This window comes from Spirosoma pollinicola, from assembly GCF_002831565.1.
Taxonomy (GTDB): domain Bacteria; phylum Bacteroidota; class Bacteroidia; order Cytophagales; family Spirosomataceae; genus Spirosoma; species Spirosoma pollinicola.
Genome location: NZ_CP025096.1, coordinates 4,966,100 through 4,989,062, shown reverse-complemented (window position 1 = coordinate 4,989,062; position 22,963 = coordinate 4,966,100). Strand labels below are relative to the sequence as shown.

General features: G+C 50.0%; 17 protein-coding genes. 10 read left to right on the top strand and 7 right to left on the bottom strand.

All coding sequences use genetic code 11. From position 1 onward, the window contains the following. Window positions 1-357 precede the first annotated feature (357 nt). Window positions 358-702, bottom strand: a complete 345-nt coding sequence (locus CWM47_RS20970; protein WP_100990149.1) for a carboxymuconolactone decarboxylase family protein — start codon at window positions 700-702, stop codon at window positions 358-360. 120 nt (window positions 703-822) lie between these two features. Then, the gene (locus CWM47_RS20965; RefSeq protein ID WP_100990148.1) at window positions 823-3,195 is read right to left on the bottom strand and encodes an ABC transporter permease; all 2,373 of its coding nucleotides are present in this window, start codon (window positions 3,193-3,195) and stop codon (window positions 823-825) included. A 503-nt stretch (window positions 3,196-3,698) separates the two neighbouring features. Between CWM47_RS20965 and CWM47_RS20960 the strand changes: the two genes are divergently transcribed. The 5 genes from CWM47_RS20960 (at window position 3,699) to CWM47_RS20940 (ending at window position 8,759) form a co-directional block, all read left to right on the top strand. After that, window positions 3,699-4,469 (top strand): helix-turn-helix domain-containing protein, encoded by a 771-nt coding sequence (locus CWM47_RS20960; RefSeq protein ID WP_100990147.1) that lies wholly within the window; start codon window positions 3,699-3,701, stop codon window positions 4,467-4,469. Window positions 4,470-4,493: 24 nt separating this feature from the next. Continuing rightward, window positions 4,494-4,907 carry a COG3415 family protein gene (locus CWM47_RS20955; protein WP_240625379.1) on the top strand — a complete coding sequence of 138 codons (414 nt, stop codon included), beginning with the start codon at window positions 4,494-4,496 and terminating at the stop codon, window positions 4,905-4,907. After that, window positions 4,901-5,824, top strand: a complete 924-nt coding sequence (locus CWM47_RS20950; RefSeq protein ID WP_100990145.1) for an IS3 family transposase — start codon at window positions 4,901-4,903, stop codon at window positions 5,822-5,824. Before CWM47_RS20955 ends, CWM47_RS20950 begins: the two co-directional genes overlap by 7 nt. Window positions 5,825-6,047: 223 nt before the next feature. Next, complete coding sequence (locus CWM47_RS20945) at window positions 6,048-6,740, top strand: carboxylesterase family protein (protein ID WP_100993978.1); 693 nt, start codon at window positions 6,048-6,050, stop codon at window positions 6,738-6,740. A 246-nt stretch (window positions 6,741-6,986) separates the two neighbouring features. Continuing rightward, window positions 6,987-8,759 (top strand): serine hydrolase domain-containing protein, encoded by a 1,773-nt coding sequence (locus CWM47_RS20940; RefSeq protein WP_157816014.1) that lies wholly within the window; start codon window positions 6,987-6,989, stop codon window positions 8,757-8,759. Window positions 8,760-9,096: 337 nt separating this feature from the next. Here CWM47_RS20940 and CWM47_RS20935 read toward each other — a convergent pair whose 3' ends face one another. Genes CWM47_RS20935 through CWM47_RS20925 form a run of 3 tightly spaced genes read right to left on the bottom strand, consistent with a single transcriptional unit; the run spans window position 9,097 to window position 12,686 of the window. Continuing rightward, complete coding sequence (locus tag CWM47_RS20935) at window positions 9,097-10,161, bottom strand: cytochrome-c peroxidase (RefSeq protein WP_100990143.1); 1,065 nt, start codon at window positions 10,159-10,161, stop codon at window positions 9,097-9,099. 12 nt (window positions 10,162-10,173) lie between these two features. Then, window positions 10,174-10,683: a molybdopterin-dependent oxidoreductase gene (locus CWM47_RS20930; RefSeq protein ID WP_100990142.1), complete on the bottom strand. Its 510-nt coding sequence runs from the start codon at window positions 10,681-10,683 to the stop codon at window positions 10,174-10,176. A gap of 8 nt (window positions 10,684-10,691) precedes the next feature. Next, complete coding sequence (locus CWM47_RS20925) at window positions 10,692-12,686, bottom strand: TonB-dependent receptor plug domain-containing protein (RefSeq protein ID WP_100990141.1); 1,995 nt, start codon at window positions 12,684-12,686, stop codon at window positions 10,692-10,694. Window positions 12,687-13,235: 549 nt separating this feature from the next. Between CWM47_RS20925 and CWM47_RS20920 the strand changes: the two genes are divergently transcribed. Both CWM47_RS20920 and CWM47_RS20915 read left to right on the top strand, forming a co-directional pair. After that, on the top strand, window positions 13,236-13,604 hold the full coding sequence (locus tag CWM47_RS20920) for an SPW repeat domain-containing protein (protein WP_100990140.1): 369 nt from the start codon (window positions 13,236-13,238) through the stop codon (window positions 13,602-13,604). 90 nt (window positions 13,605-13,694) lie between these two features. Beyond that, on the top strand, window positions 13,695-14,798 hold the full coding sequence (locus CWM47_RS20915; protein WP_100990139.1) for a catalase family protein: 1,104 nt from the start codon (window positions 13,695-13,697) through the stop codon (window positions 14,796-14,798). Between the two features lie 285 nt (window positions 14,799-15,083). Here CWM47_RS20915 and CWM47_RS20910 read toward each other — a convergent pair whose 3' ends face one another. Beyond that, the gene (locus tag CWM47_RS20910) at window positions 15,084-15,854 is read right to left on the bottom strand and encodes a hypothetical protein (RefSeq protein ID WP_100990138.1); all 771 of its coding nucleotides are present in this window, start codon (window positions 15,852-15,854) and stop codon (window positions 15,084-15,086) included. Window positions 15,855-16,215: 361 nt separating this feature from the next. Between CWM47_RS20910 and CWM47_RS20905 the strand changes: the two genes are divergently transcribed. Continuing rightward, entirely contained in the window at window positions 16,216-16,431 is a 216-nt protein-coding gene (locus CWM47_RS20905; RefSeq protein WP_100990137.1) for a hypothetical protein, read from the top strand. A 95-nt stretch (window positions 16,432-16,526) separates the two neighbouring features. Further along, a complete protein-coding gene (locus CWM47_RS38210) occupies window positions 16,527-17,045 on the top strand; it encodes a hypothetical protein (protein WP_157816013.1) in 519 nt (172 codons plus the stop codon). Between the two features lie 5 nt (window positions 17,046-17,050). Here CWM47_RS38210 and CWM47_RS20895 read toward each other — a convergent pair whose 3' ends face one another. Then, window positions 17,051-17,257, bottom strand: coding sequence for a hypothetical protein (locus CWM47_RS20895; RefSeq protein WP_240625377.1), 207 nt, complete (start codon window positions 17,255-17,257; stop codon window positions 17,051-17,053). Window positions 17,258-17,725: 468 nt separating this feature from the next. Here CWM47_RS20895 and CWM47_RS20890 point away from each other — a divergent pair, with 468 nt between their 5' ends. Continuing rightward, on the top strand, window positions 17,726-22,867 hold the full coding sequence (locus CWM47_RS20890; RefSeq protein ID WP_100990135.1) for an SNF2-related protein: 5,142 nt from the start codon (window positions 17,726-17,728) through the stop codon (window positions 22,865-22,867). Window positions 22,868-22,963: the final 96 nt, after the last annotated feature.

The following is a 22,963-nucleotide window of genomic DNA, read 5'->3' as shown; positions in this document are numbered from 1 at the left end:
CATCACACTTAGGTGCGCAAGAAATCTGGGCAAAGACCCACAGGCCCAAAAAAATGATCTTTTTACCCTTCAGCTACCGGCTTTCAACAGTTGTACCGTGTTTTATGTTTTATGCAATACAAAATGTGGGACAAGAATAAGCGCTGTCATACAACTGCAAGATAGAAGGTGAGGTTAGTAAGTTGACGTTTTCTACGCAATCAAGAAAAGCTGTGTTCCGAAAAATGCCCATTTTTTGACGCAGATACATGAAGACTCTATCGTCTCAAGTAAGAGCGTATTTTAGAACTTAAATTCTGGAGGTGCAATCTGTTAGTGAACCTGAGAAGGTGTCAGAAAAAGTTATCACTTACTCTATTATTTGCTGGCTGTTCCGGCCTCTTCAAAAAGACGCATCGCCATTAAACCCGTACCCACGGCTCCACCAGCCCGTAAAGCGGCTGCGATAAAGACCGTTTCGGCTATTTCCTCGCGGCTAGCGCCCGCCTGTACAGCGTTGTTAATATGAGATTCAATACAGTAGGCGCATTGAGTGGTCAGAGCAACGGCCACTGACATGAGCTCCCGATACTTGATCGGAATGACGCCATCGGTTCGCTCGGCGGTATGCTTCAGATTCATGAAGGCAGCGGCCTCTTTAGGTGCGGCATTTAGCAGCGTATTGGTATAGGCACGGTCTTTGGGGGTCTGATATTCAGTCATTATGATTGATAAAACGGTTTAAGATAGTCGGCACTCTGACGTAAGGAAAATGAGCGCTTTTGTTACTCTTTAAATGACTGACCTAAGGAGCGTTTTCGTGAGAACAGCTGGTTCGTGATGCTATTCACTTCGTAAAGACTTCACTGGATTCATCAGAGCGGCTTTGATGCTCTGGAAACTGATCGTCAACAGAGCAATCACAACCGCTAGCAGACCCGCTACGACGAACACCCACCACTCAATGCTCACCTTATAAGCGAAGTTCTCTAACCAGCGATGCATGGTGTACCACCCCAGCGGTGAACTAATCACGATGGCGATAAACACCAATCTGAGAAAATCTGTACTGAGCAGACCAATGATGCTCTGCACGCTGGCGCCCAGCACTTTGCGAACCCCAATTTCTTTGGTGCGTTGCTCGGCGGTGAACGTGGCCAGGCCAAACAGACCTAAGCAGGCAATGAAGATGGCCAGACCCGCAAAGACGCTAGCCAGTGTCTCAACGATGGTTTCGCTTTTATATACTTGTTGGTAGGCGGCATCCACGAATAGGTATGTAAACGGTGTGTTCGGGTCCAGTTGCCGACTTAATTGTTCCAGACTGGCCAACGCTTGTTTGGTTTGACCCGGTTGGGTGCGGACCAGAATCTGGCCGTAGTGATTCGTTTTTTGTAGCCGCAGAACCATCGGTCGGATGGCTACGTGCAGGGAGTTGAAGTGATAATCTTTCAATACCCCGACAATCGTTCCGGGCTTGTTCCAGAAGGTGAGGGGTTTGCCAATAGGGTCTTTATAGCCGATTCGTTTGGCGGCTGCTTCGTTGATGAGGTAGTTGGTTGAATCACTGCCAAACGCTGGGGAGAAATCGCGACCACCCCGAAGGCTGAGACCCATCGTTTCAACGAAGTCGTAGCCGATGGCCGAATTATGAAACGAGATCGTATGGGTGGGGTCTTTGCCGATCCAACTCACGCCCTCCGTTGTATTGCCGTTGCCTAAGGGACTAGTTTGCGAAAACGTAACGCTTTTAATACCCGGCATCTTAAGCAACCGCTCTTTTAAGGTTCCGTATTTTGCGCCCAACGCGCTGTTGTTGCTGGAGAGTTGAATCAGATTTTGGCGGTCGTAGCCCAAATTTTTGGTCTGGATGTACTGAAGTTGACGGTAGATAACCAGCGTCCCAATAATCATCAGCATTGACAGCCCAAACTGAAAGACCACCAATCCCCGTCGAAACAACTGCGCTCCCGCCCCAAACCGCAAGCCTCCTTTTAGCACCCGCACTGGATTGAGCGACGACAGAAAAAAGGCCGGATAACTGCCCGCCAAACTGCCCATGATCAGCAGTAGGACCAATAGCACTGCCCAGAACGAAGGTTGGGCCAAGGGTAGATTCAGTTGCTTGCCGGTGAGTTGATTAAACGTGGGCAGCACTACCGTAACTAGGGCCACAGCCAGCACCAGCGCAAGGGCGGTCAGCAGCAGAGCCTCGCCCATGAACTGCCCAATCAGAGCTGATCGTTCGGCCCCGACCACTTTCCGTACGCCTACCTCGCGTGCCCGTTTGATGGAGCGGGCGGTGGCTAAATTCATAAAATTGATGCTGGCAATCAGCAGCAGAAAGCTGGCAACAATAATAAACAGCCGCACGTAGTCGATGCGCCCGCCGTCACGTTGGCCGTCTTTAAAGTTGGAATAGAGATAGGCTTCGGTTTCGGGTTGCAGAAATAACTCGATGTTGAAGCTAGGGCCAATGTCTTTGTTGCGGCCTTTGAGAAATGTTTTCAGTTTTGCACTCACCTTATCTGGGTCCGCATCGGGTCGGAGTTGCAACCGGGTTCCCGGCCCGGCGTTGCTCCAGTCGTTGAGCCAGGGTTCGTGTTTAAGATATGCGCTCCAGTTGAGTAGGAAATCGTACTGCTCAGGTGCGTTCGACGGCAGGTTCTCGAAGACGGCCGTCACTTGATAGTCGGTGTGGTTGTCCAACCGAATTGATTTGCCGATGGCCTGCTGAGGTGTGCCGAAATAAACGTGGGCCAATTTACGAGAGATAGCTATGCCATTGGGCGCAGTGAGGGCGGTCGCCGGTGGGCCAACCACCAGCGGAATGCCGTACATGCGTAACCAGTCGGCTCCTACGGTACGGCCGGTTTGCCGTTCTACTTTGTCTTTTACGGTCAGCACGTGCTCTTCCCAGCCCGACGACGCGGCTGCGTAAATGACTTCGGGAAATTGTTTTTTGAGTTCATCGGCTAGAATGCCCGGCGTGTCTTCATCGGTCACAATGTGCCCGTCGGCCATTTCGTGTTCCATCACGCGGTAGAGCTGAGCCGCCTTGGGATAGTGGGTTCCAATGCTGAGCTCATCCTGTACCCACAGCCCAATCAGCAGACTACTAGCCATGCCCAGTGCCAGCCCCAATAAATTGATAACCGAAAATGTTTTGTTGCGAACCAGGTTCCGCCAAGCAATCGTAAGGTAGTTTCGTAGCATAGGGACACGGCTTAACCAATCAAGTTAATTTGTGTCGTCCAATTATCGTACCATTGTGTCAAATCCGGTCTAGCACGCTTTAATCACTTTGTCACGGAACGTAGCTGTACGATTTCGGACATCCCTGTCCGATGTTGGCTCGTTGAATAATTTCTTTTAGAGAGTCTATATCTAGTAGTCTCAATTGTTGGTCCCACCTGCACATAATAGCCTGTATCCAAGTGTATCCCAAAAAGCCCACTTCTCGGAGCAGATACATGATGATTCTATCGTCTCAGTTGGGAGCCTTATGTGAGATGGGGTAATTTAATGCCTCGACTGGGACTTCCTAGTTGAAGTGAGGTTGTTTTGTTACGAATACCGTTCCGAGATCAGCTTCTTATTGCCCTTTGTTTGAAGAAAGATAATGGCATGTCATCGGGCCTTTAATACTACGCGCCGTCCGTACATTTGTGGGAGTGCTAGACAACGGTTACGTTGAGCTTTGATCCGATTGTAAGTTGATGAACCCCCCGTTTGAGTACCACGATTTTTTCACCACCCCGCCACTCGACCAAACGATCCGCAAGTTTTGGCTGCTGGATAACGGGGCTAATTCCCAACCCGTTCTTAATCAACATGTCCTGCCCAACGGCTGCTTTAATATAGCCTGTGTCAAAGGCCAGGGGGCCTTGATCAGAACCCGAATGGGAGAGATGCCTATGCCCGCCGAGTATTATTTCTGTGGACAAGCTACGCAAAGCGTCGATGTGCTGATTCGACCGTTTACTCAAGTCCTCATGATTCAGCTCTACCCCTGGTCCTTTTCCGCTTTTACCAATCAGCCCCTAACGGACACCACGGACACCGTAATGCCCCTCAGCACCATACTCCCTCAACTAGCCTCTTTATTGAATAAGCATCAGGCCCAAAAGGCGCCAGGCAATCACTGGCCTAAGGCCGTTATGTCGGTGGTTGAATCGGGCTGGCCCTCCTGGTTGGGCACCGCTCCTCATCCTAGGCTTCAGCAGGCTTGTCAATACCTCATGCAACGCAAAGGCGGGGGCAGCGTTCAAGAACTGGCACAGCTCATCAACTGCTCAACGCGCTTGTTGGAAAAACTCTTTAAGCACTACCTCGGCCTCTCGCCCAAACGCTTTTCAACGATTCTCCGGGTACGAGCGGTCGTGGATGCCATCCGAAGCAAACCAGCCCATCAGCCATTGGCTCAAGTCGCTGCTGATCACGGCTTTTATGATGAGGCCCATTTTAGTCATACTGACTTGTCCGGCTAAATGTTGACCATAAATAGTCAATTTATGGACAGACTTGTTAAACTCCGCATGAAGCAGCCTAAACGAATCATGCGCGAAATGGTGGCCGCCGTGCTCCTCGATCAACTCAACATTGACCAAGCCGCTGAGCGCTATAAGGTCAATCGCTTAACGGTACTTCGATGGATCAGGAAAGTCGAAGAGGAAGCCAAGGCCAGTAAACAATCCACCTCGATTACCTCTGATCAACCCTCCCTGCCGTCCCCAAAATCAACTCGGCGCTCTACCCCGGAGGAGGAAGTTAAACAACTGCGGACTAAGCTGCAGTCGATGGAAAAAGAGCTAGAGACGGCCAACTTCAAAGCCCTTTACTATTCGACCCTGGTACGGGTGGCTAAACACGAGCTGGGGGTCGATGTCGAAAAAAAGTCCGTTACCAAGCCATCCGGTTTATGCTGACGAATCACCCAAACATTTCGATTCGGCAGTTAGAGGGTGTGCTTGGTTTTAGTCGACAGGGCTACTATCAATACTGGCAACGGCAAGCGGACCAGATGAACCATGACGTCGACATTCTGCAACTGGTCAAGAAGGTCCGTCAGGATCATCCGCGCATTGGAGGACGAAAGCTTTATTGGCTGCTAAAGGATGCCTTCTTGGAAAGGGGAATAACGATGGGCCGGGATAGTCTTTTTGAGCTTTTGGGCACTAATAAGCTGTTAATCAGAAGACGAAGACGCAGGGTGAGAACTACTTTTTCGGCTCATGGGTTTCGTAAATACCCCAACCTGATCAAAGAGTTGGTTGTCGAGCGCCCTAACCAATTGTGGGTCGCCGACATTACGTACTGGTTTACTCAGTTTGGCTGTCTCTATATTTCACTAGTAACGGATGATTACTCTAAACGGATTATGGGGCATTGTGTCGCCCCAAGCCTGGACACCGTTCATTGTAAAACAGCGCTACAGATGGCGCTTAACAAAGTCAAAAAGCGGGATGCCAAGTCGTTAATTCATCATTCAGATCGAGGCATCCAGTATTGCAGCAAAAGTTATATTGCATTGCTGGACGCTTATGCTGTACAGATCAGTATGACCCAAACGGGCGATCCGCTGGATAACCCCGTGGCGGAACGAGTGAATGGTATACTAAAGGAAGAGTATCTGGCTCATCGGGCGGTACACTCGTTAGCCCAAGCCGAGTTAGTTCTTGATCAGGCTATTTTCCTCTACAATTACAAGCGCCCTCACCTAAGTTGTGACATGCTGGTGCCAGAACAGGCTCACAAAGGGGAGGGAAAACTAAAGCGAAGGTGGAAGAACTACTATCCTCAAAAGCAACCGGCTACTGTTGTGAAAAATGAAAATAGAGCTTAATTTACTGGTCAATAAAAAAACGGATTACCAAAAAACGGTCAACACTTTTTAGGACGGGTCATACCTTGAAGGAATTGATTCACCACGCACCGGGTAAATTTGATCCTATCCACTATTTGTTGCCGCTTAGCAGCCCAGGTTACTAAACTGTTCGCATTTTTACAATTTCTGAACGGTGGCTCCTGCTAGCTTTGTGGTCTGGTTGTTAGCTGATACGCCTTTCATGAATCGCTTTTTTCTCAGTTTGTTGTTCGTCATCTCGTACGGACTAGCTGGTGCCCAAACCAACCCGGAGGACAAAACAAAAGTAAACTACCCCTACTCACTTTATCTGCCCAAAGATTATCCAGCTACTAAGCGCAGTTACCCACTGGTCATCTACCTGCACGGTGGTTCGCAGCGAGGCAGCGACCTGACGAAGCTGACCGAGTATGGGCCGCCCCAGCTCGTCAGCCAGGGAAAAGAGTTTCCCTTCATTATCGCTTCGCCCCAATGCCCGGACGGTAAATATTGGTCCACCGATAACTGGCTCGATCCGCTCTATTCCGACCTGATAACGACCTATCGAATTGATCCCAAACGAGTCTATCTAACGGGGATTAGCATGGGCGGTTATGGCACCTGGCAGACCGCAATAGCCTATCCTGACAGGTTTGCCGCCATTTTGCCGCTGTGTGGGGGGTGCGACGACTCCACCCAGATTTGCCGCCTTAAGCACCTGCCAGTCTGGACGTTTCATGGTACAGCGGACGACAAAGTTGCCTTTGGTCTGACGGACCGATTAGTCAAACGCTTACGTGGTTGCTCGGGCAAGGATCAAGTCCGCTTTACCCGGTTAATCAATGAGGGGCATGAGATTCAATACCTTTATCAGCAAAAGAAGATCTATCGATGGCTGTTGAAACATCACCAGTAAGCTTGTTAGGGGCTGACACTGGTCAATCCCAAAATCTGGCAGTTCGACAAACCCCACAAAAAACACCCTATCTAATGACATAAAATCCCAGTACGTCTCAGTTTAGAGGATTTCGTGAGACGGTGATATAAACCCGCCCACAACTCGTTCCAATATGAAATGCAACGGGTCGGCGTTGATAATCAAGAACTGATACATTCACGGATAAACCACCCGATTCGAGGCTATCCGCAAAATCTAACCGCCATGAAAGACAGCAGACCCGCACTATCTCTCTTTACAGGGGGCTTGTTAACCCTAGTCGTCTTCATAGCGCTGCCTGGGTTTGGACAAAGCCGGTATGCCCAACCGGATACCTACGCGGGGTTGATCGCTGAATCGGAGACGTACTTCGAAGATAAACTCAAGACCGATAAAATTGTCGGACTCAGCGCAGCCATCATAATGGATGGTAAAGTGATTTGGAAAAAGGGATTTGGCTATGCTGACCAACAAACTAAGACCCCTATGACGGTCAATACGGTCGTAAACATTGGTTCAGTAACCAAAACGTTTACGGCTCTCAGTGTCATGCAGTTGGAGGAACGCGGTTTGCTCGATATTCAGAAACCGCTGACAACCTATTTGCCCACCTTTCATCCCCTAACTCGACCGGGAATACCACTGGACTCAGTCACCGTCAAAACCCTGATTACCCACACCTCCGGCATCCAGTCTGACGTCTGGAAGAATTCCGATCTAGGCTCAGGGCACTATACCGACGTCCTAGGTTTTATCAATCAAACCCACCTGGTTTATCCGGCTGGCTTGGCCGGACTTTATTCAAATGCGGGCTACAACATTCTGGGACACCTGATCCGAGACGTTACCCAGACCGATTATGTCCAGTATGTCCATAAACATATCTTTACTGTCTTGGGGATGACCCATTCAGGCTTTGCCATGGATGGGCTTACGAATCGCACCAAGATTTATGCCTATGGCCAGCAGGCTAACGAGTACGAATTACGGGACATTGCCTCAGGGGGTATTTACACCGATATGAATGACTTCACCACCTATGCCCTCGGCATGTTACAGGCCTACCGGGGTGAGTCTACGGCGTTGCTTAAGCAAGCGACTGCCCAAAAAATGTTTACTCAGCAAAATGCCCAAGTGCCCCTGGAGACCAACAAGAAAGGGCTGGGCTGGTTCATGTTCCGAAACGATTCCACGTTTGCGATGTACCATGCTGGTAGTGCTGGTTTTACCCATGCCAAACTCTTGTTGATTCCTGACCGGAATGCCGCCTTACTCGTACTAACCAACACGGCTGAAGGCGGACAGGCCGCTGAAACGTTCTGCTTTAATGAGCTACCCCGGTTTGGCTTGCGTATTCCAGATCTGTTTCCAACCCCTACCACCCATTTGGTGGGCAAGCCGCAAGACTTGGTTACTCTTGCTGACAGCACATTAACGAGCTACGTCGGCATCTATGCTGAATCCAACTCCTACAACGTGGTGAAACTGACGAACCACCAACTTATCCTGGTAAACGGTGGGCAAAAGCTCGTCCTGAAACCAGTCAGTGAAACCGAATTCCTTCCCTACGACGTTAAAGGTGCGGATACGATTCCACGGGTTGAGCAACGGTTGATCTTTAGAAAGCTCAAGGGTAAAACGTTTCTTTTTCGACGCGTCAACACCCGGGATTACAATCTGGGGTATTGGCTTCGGCCAATTGATCCACACATATGGTCGAACCGGATGGGCATCTACGAGCATTACGGGTATCAGCTGATGATTGGGGACAGTAAGTTCAAGCGTGCTGAGTTGTACATGTCAGCCGACAGCGTGCTGATGCTTAGGCTCAGCACCATGGGTAGTTCCTCTGAAATGCCCCTGGATGCGATTGATGCGAACTACGCCCTGAGCAGTGGGGTAAATTCAGGTTTTGGCGGTGTTAACGTTATCTTCCGGGAGGCCCCCTTGTATCAAACCCTGGAATTTGCCGGACTAAGTTTCCGTAAGCCCCATTAGCCAGGGACAAACCTGGGTTTCATGAAGCATCAGGAATCATAATTGGTTAAAGGAGTTGCCTGATAGCCTTATTGATCCTATCATCTCCTGAAAAGCCCCATTTTACTTTTACGGACAAGAAATCCGCTACGTCTCACTTATGAGCGTTTTTAGAGATAATTGTACCAGTAGCCTTGTCGTGCAGAACAGCCTAAAATTCTCGCGGACACCGAGTCGGTGGTAGTCTGTCTGGCCATAAAGGGTTCGTGGCTGGGTTAAGATCCGGCAGCCAATAACGAGGATGAATCAAAAAGCCTGATCAGCGCCAAAATTGCTACCAGTTTAAAACAAGATAGTGTTAATGGGGGTTGGCGAATTGAGGATTATTAATAAAGGTGCTATCGGTGAACAGCCGTAAAAACGAAATTAAATCCGTTTTTTCGCCCCTTGTCAGATGAAACCCGTTGGGCTGACCAGCTAATTCAGGAGCCAGCATAGGACTAGGCTGAATGTGTTCACTGTAATGGTCCAGCACCTTTTCCAGGCTATCGAACCGGCCATCATGCATGTAGGGGGCGGTCAGGGCGACATTACGTAAGGTCGGCACTCGGAAACGGCCCTGATCAAGGGCTACTCCCGTAATCGCTTGCCGACCCGAATCCGTGGCTTGCTTATCCAACCCGTTATTGTGAAATAATTCCTGGTAGAGTTTCGCCCCCCCATGACAATGGGCACAGTTGCCACCCCGAACGTTGCGTTCCGGCGAAGGCGATCGGTTAAACAGCTGCATCCCCCGCTGTTCCGATTCGGTTAGCTGATACTGCCCCGCTACATACTGGTCATACCGGGAATCAGCCGATATTAACGTCCGTTCGAACTGAGCCAGGGCCTTACCAATCCGACCATCGGTGATGGTGTCGGAACCGAAAACCTGTTTAAATAACATTGGGTACGATTTGGTTTTCTGTAATGCTCGGGCTGCTTCGCCTGGTTTGGAACCCATCTCATCAGTATGCCCCAGCGGAACCAGCGCTTGTTCTTCCAGACTCGTGGACCGGCCATCCCAGAATAACTGACGTACCCAGAGTAAATTTGTCAGTGACATCGAATTTCGCCGAGTTGTTTTCCCATGAACACCGATACTCAAGGGTAGCCCATCGGTAAAAGCCCGTGCCTGCTGATGACAACTCGCACACGAAATCGTTTGGGTAGATGATAACCTGGGCTCGTAAAATAACAATCGCCCCAGGTAAACCCCTTCCTGCATGGTTGGATTGTCGGCAGGAATGGTGAACCGGCCACCAAATGAGGCAGGATAGTGGAACGCGTACGGCCCGGTTGGCACGGGATCATCGACCATCGTCCAGGCAGATACGCCAGCCATCACCACCGCGCCGATAAAATACCCCATCCATGACCGCATAGCCAGTTATCGTTATTTAGCAAATCGTATTTCAATCGCTTTAACCTCCCGAATCCAACGAGCCGGTTTTTTCTCCCCGGGGACGACAATCCGATACGGACCGGTACCGAAGGGTAAAGGAGTGCCATCCACCTGATCGGCCAGCAAGATCGTCCGCGTCGCAAACTCAGGATCGAGCTCAGCCAGCGCAAACAAGACTTCGTATCCATCAATAGCTTTGACGACCACGTACTTCATCAGGTTTTCGCCCCGCAGTTCACCGCCCAGGGTAGCGCCCGCCTGTTTCAGTAGATCGACCAGGGGAATGCCCGTATACTGATGCTCCTTGCCATCCCGATCTTTAGCGCTTACCTGGCTATGGGCCATCGCTTTTAGATCGGACCCTTGTAACGTTAAGGGTTTGGTCACTTCTCCCGAAATGGTCAGCACGGTCTGTGCCTGACTTGACAGCCCGGTAAGCCCAAAGACAAACAGGAACGGTAGTAGCCAGGTAGTTGTCGCACGTACGTGTAGCTTCCTCATGGGGCTTTTTATAAATTACTGATGGCTAGGTTAACAAAGAAATTGCGGCCCGGCTCGGGGAACCCTTCGGCCAGCGCATAGTTTCGGTCAAAGAGATTGTTCACTCCCCCTTCCAGACTCACGTAGCGGTGTAGTCGAACGGAAGCCTTGGCGTTCACAACCATAAAACTGGCCGCCTGGGTGCCGTAACTGGTGCTATAGCGATCCGAGTCATACTCGACATTACCAAGTAGCACCACTCGACGCAGGAGTTGGGCTTGGGCGTAAACGAAGAGTTTGTGATCGGGCACGTCCACAAACTTCAGATCGGGATTGCTCAGATTTTGGCGGTGAATGTAGGAATACTGCACGCCAGCCTGAAACATCGTACTGACTGGTATCTTCAGGGAGACATCGCCTCCGTAGAACTCCGCTTGTCCGGTATTCTGAAACTGATAAATACCCGGCTGCACATTGTTGACCTGTTGAATGGCATCCCTCAAGCGACTGTAGTACGCACTGGCCTGCAGCGATACCAATGGGCTCAGCTGATCGGCATAGGCCGCTTCCAGATGGAGAGCGGATTCCGCTTTCAGGTCCGGGTTGGGAATAGCCGCGCCCATGCGGTACGAATAGCGGTCTTTTACCGTCGCAAATCGGGTTTTCCGGGCTACCGTCAGACTGAGCTGCCGCTGTTGGCTCGGATTGTAGAACAGACCCACCTGGGCATTCAGCGCGTCGCTGTTATTGCCTGGGAAAGCTGAAATGGTTTTGGTCGAACTCTCGTAGTTCTGGGCCCGCAGGCTTTGCCGACGATTGTAGCTGATCCCGGGAACCAGCGATACGCGTTTGCCCGCTGCCCAAACCTCCTCTACACCGGCGGATAGGGTCTGATCAATAAACGTACGCACCGGCTCGCCGGCATTGTTTTCGCGGTGACGATCCTGTTTATAATGAAATGAAGCTTTCAGGTTGTGGCTCGTAGCAAGCCGATTGCCGTATTCAAGCGAACCGCCCTGGGTATCATCGTTGTAATAGCTGTTGAAGGACGAGCCCCGTTGCTGGGTGGTGTACGTATTGTTATCAAAGGCACTCAGCAAATTTTTAAATTTATCGTAGAACAGCCGAACTTTCAGGTAGCTACTCGCCGTCAGGGCCGTTCGGGAGATAAAGTACCAGCTTTCTTTGTTCCAGTAGGGCCACTGCCAGAAGCGGGCGACCTGCCGGGAATCAGCTCCCACGTAGGGCGGGGTTCCCTTGGTTCCCTGCTGATTGATGTAACTGAGGGTGTATTCGTCCATCGCGTTGGGGGTAAAGCCAACTTTCAAACTGTATTTCCGATCATTCCGGTACGAATTCTCCCGATTGCCGCCGTCTTCCTGAGTCTGGGGGACAAAATCCTCCGATAGCGGAAAGGTTTGCTGTTTGAGTTGCGAAGCCGAACCCTGCACGTAAAATTTGCCCAGATTACTGCCCAGGTTCAGGTTGAGCCGGTGGCCCTGCCCACTCAGAAAACCCGCTCGCCCATCGAACTCCAGTTTTTTCTGAGGTCGGCGCGATACCAGGTTGATGGCTCCGCCCAAGGTATTAGGCCCGTACGTCACGGACGAAAATCCTTTCGAGACATTCACTTCAGCCAGATCGAAGGTGGTAAACCGCCCCAGATCCACGTACCCATCATAGGGTACATAGACTGGAATTCCATCAATGAAAACCGGTACCTGCCGCAGATCAAAGCCCCGGACATACACCATGGATTCGTTGCGGGCGCCTACGTTAGAGAGCGTTACACCGGGCAATAAGTTGAGGGCCCGTCCTACATCGAGCCGGTTGAAGGCTTCGATCTGCTGACTCAGCGCTGTATTGGTTGAGTCCAGACTACGACGCCCCAGTACCGTTACTTCCCCTAATCGAAAGGTGCGACTGGAATCCGTGCCCGTAGCGAGTTGAGCAAAAACTGAAGGAGAAAATGCGGTGACCGAAACCAGTAGGCTAAGAAATGATACGTAAACCCGATGTTGCATGTATTGGACTGAGTTGATCGTTATATTTTCACAAATATAACGATTTGGCCTACCCATCAAAGTAGTTATTGGAACAAGGCACTGGCTGTTTATAGCATCGACATTGTTGTTATGGCCTACTGTTTACCCTGGAGATTTCAGGGCTCTTGACCAGTCGATTTCGTAGCAAACTGACCGCGCCACGGCGGCCATCTGGCTTCTCAAAACAATGTAAACCTAACAATAAGATTATCAACTACTTAAATTGGCCGCCGTGGCGCGGTATTTTCGAGGCGAAACAGCCTGCCCGCCTTTTTCGAAATCAGCCGCGGCGGCGGTCCGCTGATCAACCCCTCCGAATTTTCCAAATAAGGACACGCCTGTTGAGACTAACCAAATTAAAGACTTACCAATGTACCCCGTTCGTTAAGGCAGCGGGTGCGTTCATTCTTCAGAAAAAATTAAAACCATGTTTTGACATCTACGTTTATCTAGCCATAAGCTGACGCCCTATACATCCGTAAAGGTCAACAATCAGTTTGTCGTCACCCCTGCAACCCCTCAACCGGTATGAAAAAACCCATCAGCCGTCAGCAGCACGGCTTCACCGATTACTCGTACGTGCCCATGGTGGCGGCAGCTCCCGCCCTGGTGGGCTTTGACGACCAACCAACAGCCGTTGTTCTAACCCGCGTCTTGAGCGGCAGCATTCTGGCCACTAGCCTCTTAACCCGCGCCGAGTGGGGACTAGCCAAAGTTATTCCCTTCAAAGGTCATCTGATTGCTGACACCGCCGTGGGGCTATTCGCCTTGAGCGCTCCCTGGTTGTTTGGCTTTTCAGGCCATGCCAAAGCGCGCAATACCTTTCTGGTAGCGGGCGTTTTTGGCATCATGGCCGGTATGCTCTCTAAGCCGGAGGAAATGCCTTCAGCCAACTAACCCGTTTCTCAATCTTTAGGGCTGTGGCTGGTTCACGCGGTGAATCGACTACGGCTACTAGCTCTAGCCCTCATCCTAGCAATTTAGTATATGACAACCAACCAATCCAATTATGTCCCTTATTCGGACGCGGTTGAAGTGAAACAGCCTAACGAGGACGAACAAACCCGCCAGGTCGTTGACTCGATGGCCCGTGTCAACCGGCTCATGTTCGAGAAGCATCGGCATGCGATTCGCGACGCCCACGCCAAAAGCCATGGTATTTTGCGGGGCGAATTACAGATTTATGACAACCTACCCCAGCCACTAGCCCAGGGCTTGTTCAAAACGCCTGCTACGTATCCAATTATCGTTCGGCTATCGACCGCACCGGGGGCTATCATGCCCGATGGACAGCCCACATTCCGGGGCATGGCTATCAAGGTGATCGGCGTTGAGGGCCCCAAGTTTTTGCCCGACCAGGCGGATGCCCTCACCCAGGACTTTCTGCTGGTCAACCATCCCATCATTCCAACCGGTACGGTGGAAGCCTACCTCAAGCAGCAGCTAAAACTAGAGAAGCAAGCCGGACTACCCGAAGAACTGCAAGAGGCTCAGTCAAAGTTGATCACCAGCGTTCACAAACTGCTGGATGTGGTGGGGCTGGAGCCGGAACCCAATGACCTGGGCATTGGAAAGGCCAATACGCATATTCTAGGGGAAACCTTTTTCAGCATGGCCGCTCTACGTTACGGGGACTATATCGCCAAACTATCGGCGGTACCCCTATCCGAAGCGTTGCAACCCCTGCGGGGCCAAGAGATTGATGCCCGTAACGATTCGGCTCTGCGTGACTTAGTGGTCTCTTTTTTCGTGAACCAAGGGGCCGAGTATGAACTACGCGCCCAGCTGTGCACCGATCTAACCCGTATGCCGGTGGAGGACGGGTCGGTGGAGTGGCCTCAGGATCAAAGTCCTTACCAGCCGATTGGCAAATTGGTGATCCCAGCCCAGAATGCGTACAGCCCGGCCCGGCGGGTGTACGCCGATGATGTGTTGACGTTCAATCCCTTTCACTGCCTGCCCGACCACCGGCCGCTGGGTAGCATCATGCGGGCTCGTCAACTGGCGTATGAGACCTCGAGTCAGTATCGCCACCAGATGAATGCCCAGCCTAGGATCGAGCCACGCAGTATCGACGAACTACCGGACTGAGGGCCGCTACCGAGGCTATCCCGTTCCCACCGGCTCCGTTGGATGGGAACGGGATACCCAAACTGAACAATCCTAGTAACAAGATTTTGCCGTAACTCCTAAATCAGTTGTTCCTTTACACACTCTACTGATGAAGCGGGCCCGTGTACGCTTCTTCGTCTTATGAGGGAGCGAATTGTGCGACGGTGATTTTTTAACATCTGTTCAATCTAATCAGTAGCTTAGGCCAAACAACTCTGATTGTTTGGCATTAAACTTTTCTTGTCATATAGCTTCTATAGAAATCTATTTTTTTTCTTTTAAGTCTAACTCATATACCTTCTTCTTCCCACTTAGATCATACACCTCGAAGTGAGGGATGTTATTATCGTCTACGTAAAGCTTAATGGCATTGGCCCCTGCCTTATTACGAATAAATAAGCCTGCCTCGTTGTATGACTTTTGGCTTTTAACCCCATGTTCAATACCGACAAATAGTCTACGTCGACTCGTTACACCTTGAGTAGCATAATAGGTTCGCAAAGAATCTTTTTGAGCGGTAGTTTGCATCAGTTTATCAATTTCTTCGTACTTCTTATATTCATCACGTCGTTTGGTGTAGTCAGGGCGCTGAATTACAGTTAGCCCATCTTTGATCGAAGATTCAGCACGATCTACTGTCTCATTGTGTTCGATCACTACGTTTTGATCTTGGTTGTACTGGTCTAAAGTTAAACCTGCATCAGCCGATTGGCCTGTCTTTGTCTTTTTTCCATTGAAAATTAGCCCGCCACATTCTTCGCCTTCTTCGTTCCGAAATAACATACCTGAGTAAGTGAATCCTTCACTTACTCCCGGATCTTTGGAATCCTTGCGTAGCATGTCTTGACTAGCAATGACCATTTTGGTGACACCTTTTTTGTCCACTATGTTGATTCGGTCCACGCTAATTTCCTCAAACTTCTCATGTTTAGATTCTTTGGGCTTATAAGAGGTGACTAGGAAGAACAAATTCAAGCTAATTAGAGCAACTACAGCCATCTGTAATTTCTTAACTTTCGATACTAGGTTTTCCATGTCTTTGATGTCGTATGAATGAACGTTATGTAAGCCAAAGTACAAAACGTAAGGTTAATTACTGTTTCAGAAATCGCCCGTTCAAAGAGATATGTAAAGTAGCTGTCCTAGCAAAGTCATTCTGTTCGAGCCTCGGTCTCAAATTGTCATCTCACTAAACAAAATCAAAATCTCACATTTTAGATGAGTTTGTGAGACTGATTTTTCTACCAAATGACGAAAAGGTCAGTAAGTTGACGTTTTTCTAAGCAAATGGGTCATAAAGGGGACGAGAAGGTTATAGCTCCGCAAGAATACTCTCCAGGGTGCTTTCTTTCCCGCCGGGAAGACCTACCAACAACAGGGTAACTATCTTTGAATTATGAATGAAGAGAAAGAAGCACTTATAAGCTGGTTTATCAGTAAGCAATGGGCCGCTACGTATCATAAAATATCGGCTTGGGAATCGACTGATAATCTGGCTAAGACCATCAATACCACAATAGAAGCTACACGACAAGGTAATGAAAATTCAGTTGAGGTACTGAAACGCCTTAAAACTTCACTCGACAAACAGCCAGATGAAAATAAGGCATAATGACTGACCGATCTGGCATTCATGGGGTGTCCGGTTTAGAGTAAGTATATCGTCGTGCCCCGCACCATCTGGTCAATGCTCGTGTGGGCGTAGATGTGATTAAAGCCCTCCTCGACAGCAGGGGGCGTCGGGTAGCGGGCCAGCTGCTCACGGCTGACTTGCCGGAGTTGGGCTATCAGCTCGGGCCGCAAACCAATGAATCGTATCCCTTCGATGATATTCGAGTGGGCATTGAGCAAGTAAAGCGTCAAGCCGTTAGCGTCGCTCTTGACCCAGTCCGCGACCGCATCCGGATCGATTTTACGGATATTAAGTGGAACGTCAAAGCTGAAGTGTCCAGGAAACTCGATCAGAAAAAACGGGAGGCCCTCCCGTTCGTAGAGACCGTACCGAAGCAGGCCCCGGTTGAACAGGGCGCGGTCGTCGACGGGGTTGAGCGAGTAAAACAAGATGTCAAACAAGCCGCCCGTCATCAGGGCTTTAATCGATTCCTGCCCAGTGGCCTGGTAGCGATCGATCGGAAATGGCCGACCTATTTCAAAACTCATCATATCGTGTTGCCTAATTTAGCCTATATTGGTTCTGGTATATACCTGTCAATACAATGCACTTAATGGCCCTACTTTACCCGTTCGATCCGGACGCAGTTGACGTATACTTCGACCCGTTCAAGGAGTCGGTAAATCGCAGCTGAATAGGCGGTATTATTCTGCAAATTTCCTTCATATAGGACTTCAGCCATCAGCCTACCTTCAACCAGTTGCTCGGCAATATGCCAATTGACGGCCTCCTGGCTGGCGATATTCAAGTAGTAGAAACTCACCATTAAATTGCCATCGGGCACGGCCCGCCGCAGCGGTTCCGGTTAGCCGAAATTTAACGACATTTTTGATTCCACTATCCGTTCTCATGCAGTTCCATTCTGGGTCGTAACCGTATGAATTGGCGATGGCTGTTCGGGGTAGTTAGGGCGTGGTCTACACGAGTTTATTAGCGGTTGCTTTGGGTTTCCTTCAACGCTCCTTCCAGTGGGTTAAATCTCGGAATAATCCCCTTATGAACCCGAGGCCTTATCAATTTTTGTCGACATCACCTCACCAGCTTCATGAGTAAAGAATGAACGAAACTCGGATGGGCAAGTTGGAATACGTTCGAAATAAAGGCCCTACGGGCCTACTATAACAGGGTAAAGGGTTGAATTTTAGTTAGTTAGCGAAAAGGTCTTAGGGGGTTTCTTGGTCGGCATATGGGTATTTTTATATGCTAAACAACAAAGAGAACACCTAGGAATCGTATGAAATCGCTCAAATCCAAACGCCCGGCAACTTCGCAACAGGGCGCACCCGTTCAACTCAGTTTATTTGACGTATTGCTACAAGTTGCACCCGAACTGGTTCCTGCTGTTCGAGCGGTTAACCAGATCGTTTCGCCACAAATTCAACGGTTTACCTTACAGCAAGAACCCGCCCCAACGGGGGAAATAGGCCGGATACGCGCTAATCTGGCGGCTATTGCCCTCTGTAAATCGCTTACTGCCAATCAGGAGCAACCCACACCGGAGCAGTGTAACGAATTGGCCCGTTTTAGCGGATGGGGCAGTTTAGCGGCTTTATGGGATGAGATAACCCACAAAGCTACCGACGCAGACGTGCAGACCGAAGAACAAAACCGCTGGCACCGGAAATATAAGAATCTGCGAATGGAGGCCGATTCGTTAATGACACCTTTGGAGCGGGAACGGGCCGGGCAGAGCACATTAAACGCATTCTTTACCAGCATTGAGGTCATTAAACGAATTTGGGCGTTAGTGGAGAAAGTAGGCTTCAAGGGAGGCCGAATTTTAGAGCCAGCCGCCGGTACAGGTCATTTCATCGGGGCTATGCCCGACCATTTACGGCAAGCCTCTACGATTACCGCCGTGGAGAAAGACCCCCTGTCAGCCGCTATTTTAGCGCTGCTTTATCCCGAAGTGATTACCCACGCAACGGGGGTAGAGGTGGCCCCGCTGGAACGAGGCAAGTACGATCTAATTATTGGCAATGTGCCGTTCGGGGATTACACGGTTTTTGATGCCGTGGACAGGGATTGGTGTTCGTTTCACATTCATAATTATTTTATCGGTAAAGCCTCCCGGCTTGTCGTTCCCGGTGGAATGGTTTGTTTCATTACGTCAATGGGCACGCTGGATGCCGGTAGTAAAGCCTTTCGCCTTAAACTGGATGAACAGCGCATGGAACTGTTGGGTGCCATTCGTCTGCCCTCCAGCGCCTTTGATAAAACCGCCAGCACCGAAGTAACGACGGATATTTTACTATTTCAAAAGCGGCCCGAAAATCAGGCTCGTACCTCGTTTGCCCAACCCTTTGTCAATACGGCTACGCTGCGAACACTGATTAGCGAGGGGGAAGACCAGGACGACCCCCCCGTTATGCCAAGCATTCAGGTCAACCAATATTACGTTGAAAACCCCCATAGGATGTTAGGGGAAATGACCTTTGCCAGCGAAGTAGGAAAGGGAGGGCTCTACCGGGGCGACCGCCAGACGTTATTTCTGGAACGCAGTAGCGAACTGGCTACCCGCCTGGATGAAGCCGTAACTCACTTAGGTAACCAGCTACAGGGGGCCGCCAGCCGGTTTGGTCAAACAGGGGCAAAGTTGCCCGAAGAACGCACGGAACGTATAAATCCCGCTTTGGGCGGAACCGTGAAAATTCGGGGCCGGATGTGGAGCAAGCAGAGTATATACCGTTCCTATTCGACCCTAAAACGCCTGTTCTTTGATTTGTTAAAGGCGGAACAGAATCAGCCCGATTCCGTTTGTGATTCCTTACGTCAGGAGCTACAAGACCACTATACGTTCTTTGTCACCACGTACGGGCGATTGTCCGCCAATCGGTCGCTAAACTGGATTGAATCCGTAGACGGTCAGTTTTTAAGCGTTCAGGCGCTTGAAATTCAAAAGCTGGATACCCAAGGAAAACCAGTCATTGTTGAATCGGCCATTTTGCGGGAACGGGTTTTTGGAGCCGTTACCACCATTACGCACGTTGATTTAGTAGAGGACGGGTTAGGTCTGTCCTTATTTAACCACGGACGTATTGATCTGGATTATATCAGTACGCTAACGGGCAAGCCTATTGGCGAAGTCCGTACCTACCTTTTAACGAACGCGCTAGCCTTCATTGACCCTGAGCGGGCCGATGAGTTACTAGATGCCGGTACGTATCTGTCGGGGGATATTCGGGAGAAACTAACCCTATTGGAAGGCCGATTGCTGGATGAGCCACAGTTACAGGCCAATGCAGATGCTTTACAAGCCATATTACCGCCCAGTTTACCGATATCGTTGATTAGTTTTCAATTAGGATCGAACTGGTTGCCACTGGCTTGTATAACCGACTGGATACAGACGTTGCTTTCAGTAAAACTAACACTCGTATATAGTCCTCAACGGGCCGAATACAGTATAGCGAATCAAACGGGGTATTCCGCGCTCAATCAGTCACAAGGTACTAAAGAACGTACCGCCCTTGACTTAATCGAAGCGGCGTTGAATCAGCGTACTATTGTCATTACCAAAACGCTGCGGGATGAGGCCGGAAATAAAAAGGAGGTCAAGGACATTGAGGCCATGACAGCCGCCGTACAGCAACAGGAAGTCTTGCAGGTACAATTTAACGAATGGGCGCGGGAGCATTACGCACCCGCCATAGAAAACGCATTTAACGAACAGTTTAATAGCTACGTCGAACGCCAGTTTGCCAAACCGACCATGGCCCATTATCCCGGTGCCTCCCCGTTAATTACCTTACGTGACCATCAGTTTAAAGCCGTTGAGCGGGGAAAACAGGAAGATTGCCTATTGGCTCATTGGGTCGGAACGGGTAAAACCTGGGAAATCATTTCGACCGCCATGGAATTGATACGGCTTGGCAGAGCATCAAAAGCCCTCGTTGCCGTGCAGAATTCAACCGTCGAGGATTTTGCCAAGGCATGGCGCGCGCTATACCCCGGCGCAATTGTTTACCAGCCAACCCCGGCAGACTTAGAGGCATCCAACCGAAAACGGTTTCTGCAACGGATAGCGACGAACCGGTTCGACGGTATTGTTATTCCGCAGTCGTTCTTAAAGCTTATCCCGGATGATGTGGCGATCGAAGAAGAATTAATTCGGGATGAACTAAGCCGCATTGACTACGACGATAGAGACCAGTCCGCCGAGGGCCGGGCCAACCGCCGGAGCGGAAAGCAACGCGTTAAACAAATCAACAAACGGAAAGCCAAAATAGAAGCAAAACGGCTTGAACAGGCCAGCCGCAAAAAAGATAAGATGCTTAATTTCTCTCAATTAGGAATTGATGCGCTGTTTCTGGATGAAGCCCACAAATACAAACGGTTTGGCTTTACAACCAGCCGGTACCAAATTAAAGGCATCGACACAGCCGGGAGTCAGGATGCCTTTCAAGCCATGGTCAAATGCCGGACCATTCTAAATAAAAACGGACGGGTCATTCTGGCTACGGGAACCCCTATTTCAAACACAATGGCCGAAGCCTGGACGATGCTACGCTATATTGCCAGCGACCGACTGGAAAAATTGCAACTAGCCACCTTTGACCAGTTTTGCGGAACATTCTGTAAGGTAGTGCCCGTTTTTGAATTAAGTACGTCGGGTCAGTTTAAGACTGTGGAACGACTGGCGCAGTTTATGAACGTTGCCCAATTGTCAGCCTTATACCGGCAGTCGGTAGACGTTGTATTGGCCGATGATGTACACGAGTTTAAAACCGGCGACTTTTTGCCGGTAATAACCTCGCAACCCGCTACGGAAACCACCCCCGCCAATCCCGGCTTTACCCGTATTTTGCTACCCCAAACGCCGGGCGTTAAGGCTGAACTTTTTGATATTCGGCAAACGCTGCGCTGGTTCGAGCAGTTAACCGGCAAAGAAAAGCGCGAGAACAGTCATATACCGTTAGTGATGTACGGCAGGGCTAAAAAAGCGACGCTGGATATACGCTTGATCGATCCCACCGCCGAGGATGAACCCGGTAATAAAGTGAACCGGGCTGTTACAGAAATACACCGGATTTACCACCAGACCAGCGACGTTAAAGGAACGCAGTTAGTTTTTTGCGATGTATTTAAGTCGTCAGCCAGCTTGTTTGCTGGCGAGGCTGACGAGGAAACCGGCCGGTTCGCCGGTGCGATGGCGACGCCCGGCCGGTCCGCCGGTGCTGTGGTGACGCCTGCTCAATTCAATCTATTCGATGAAATTGCCTGTAAACTGCGCTTTTTGGGCATTCCCGCCGGGGAAATTTGTATCGTTCCCGCCGATAAAAACAAACGGGAGCCCATTTTTGCCAACGTTCGCACCGGCCAGATTCGCGTTCTGATGGGCAGTAGTGAACGCATGGGCGTTGGCGTAAACGTGCAGGAACGGTTAGCCGCAATCCATCATTTAGACGCTCCTAACCGGCCCACCGATTTTGAACAGCGGAACGGGCGAATTATCCGACAGGGTAATTTATTCGCCGTCTGGAAACGATGCGTTGAGGTACTAACCTATGGCGTAGAAAAAACCCTTGACGCGACGAGTTACGGACGGTTAGCCATGAAGCAAAAATTTATCAACCAGGTTCTAAAAGGGGGGGCTACGGTTGAAACAATGGCCGATGTATCGGACGACGACGATTTTTCGTCGATGAATTATGAACAGATGATGGCTACTTTATCCGGCTCTCAGACCGCCTTGCTTTATACGGCTAAAAACCACGAATTAACGCGGCTGAATCAGCAGAAAAAGGCGTGGCAACGGGGTCTAATGAACGCACAATCCATGATTGAAGAAGCCCGGCGCACAAGTGTTCATTTAAACGGGCTTTTGCCAAAATTGAGTTTGGAGGCCGAAATCATAAAAAATAAGTTCGTAGCCGTGCCGACCGATGAGGTTGAAGGAATGATTAAAACGATTGGGTTTAATGGTCAGCAGTTTACCAGTAAAGCCGATTGGAGCGAACCACTAGAGCGGTATTTCTCCGAAATCAAATCCGAAGCCCGGCGCACCAACGGCGCGTATAGTTCAGGTCTGCTTACGGTAAACGGCTTGGATATACAGTTGAAAGGCGAATGGACCGGCCATGATCGGGAAACAGGCCGCGCTATTTACTCCATCAGTTACCAGTGGGGGGTAAATCTAAAGGGTCAGATTAACTACGGATGGGCATTAGGTACGTCCCTGCGAGCGGCCATTAATCGAACGTTAGACGCGCCCGAAGTAGGGAAAAAACAACTGGAACGGGCCATTAGTCAACAGAAAGCCTTTAGTCAGAATTTGAATCAACCTTTCAAAAAACAGAAGCAGTTGACCCAATTAAGCTTGCTGGTTAGTGAATTGAAAAAACAACTGGAAACCGAAGTGATCGAAGCAGTCTAAAGCGTTCGATTTGTTGTTAGCCAACTAAAAAGCCGTTCCCTGCTAGGAAGCGGCTTTTTGCTGACGTCTATCTACTTTACTTCACTTATTCATCCT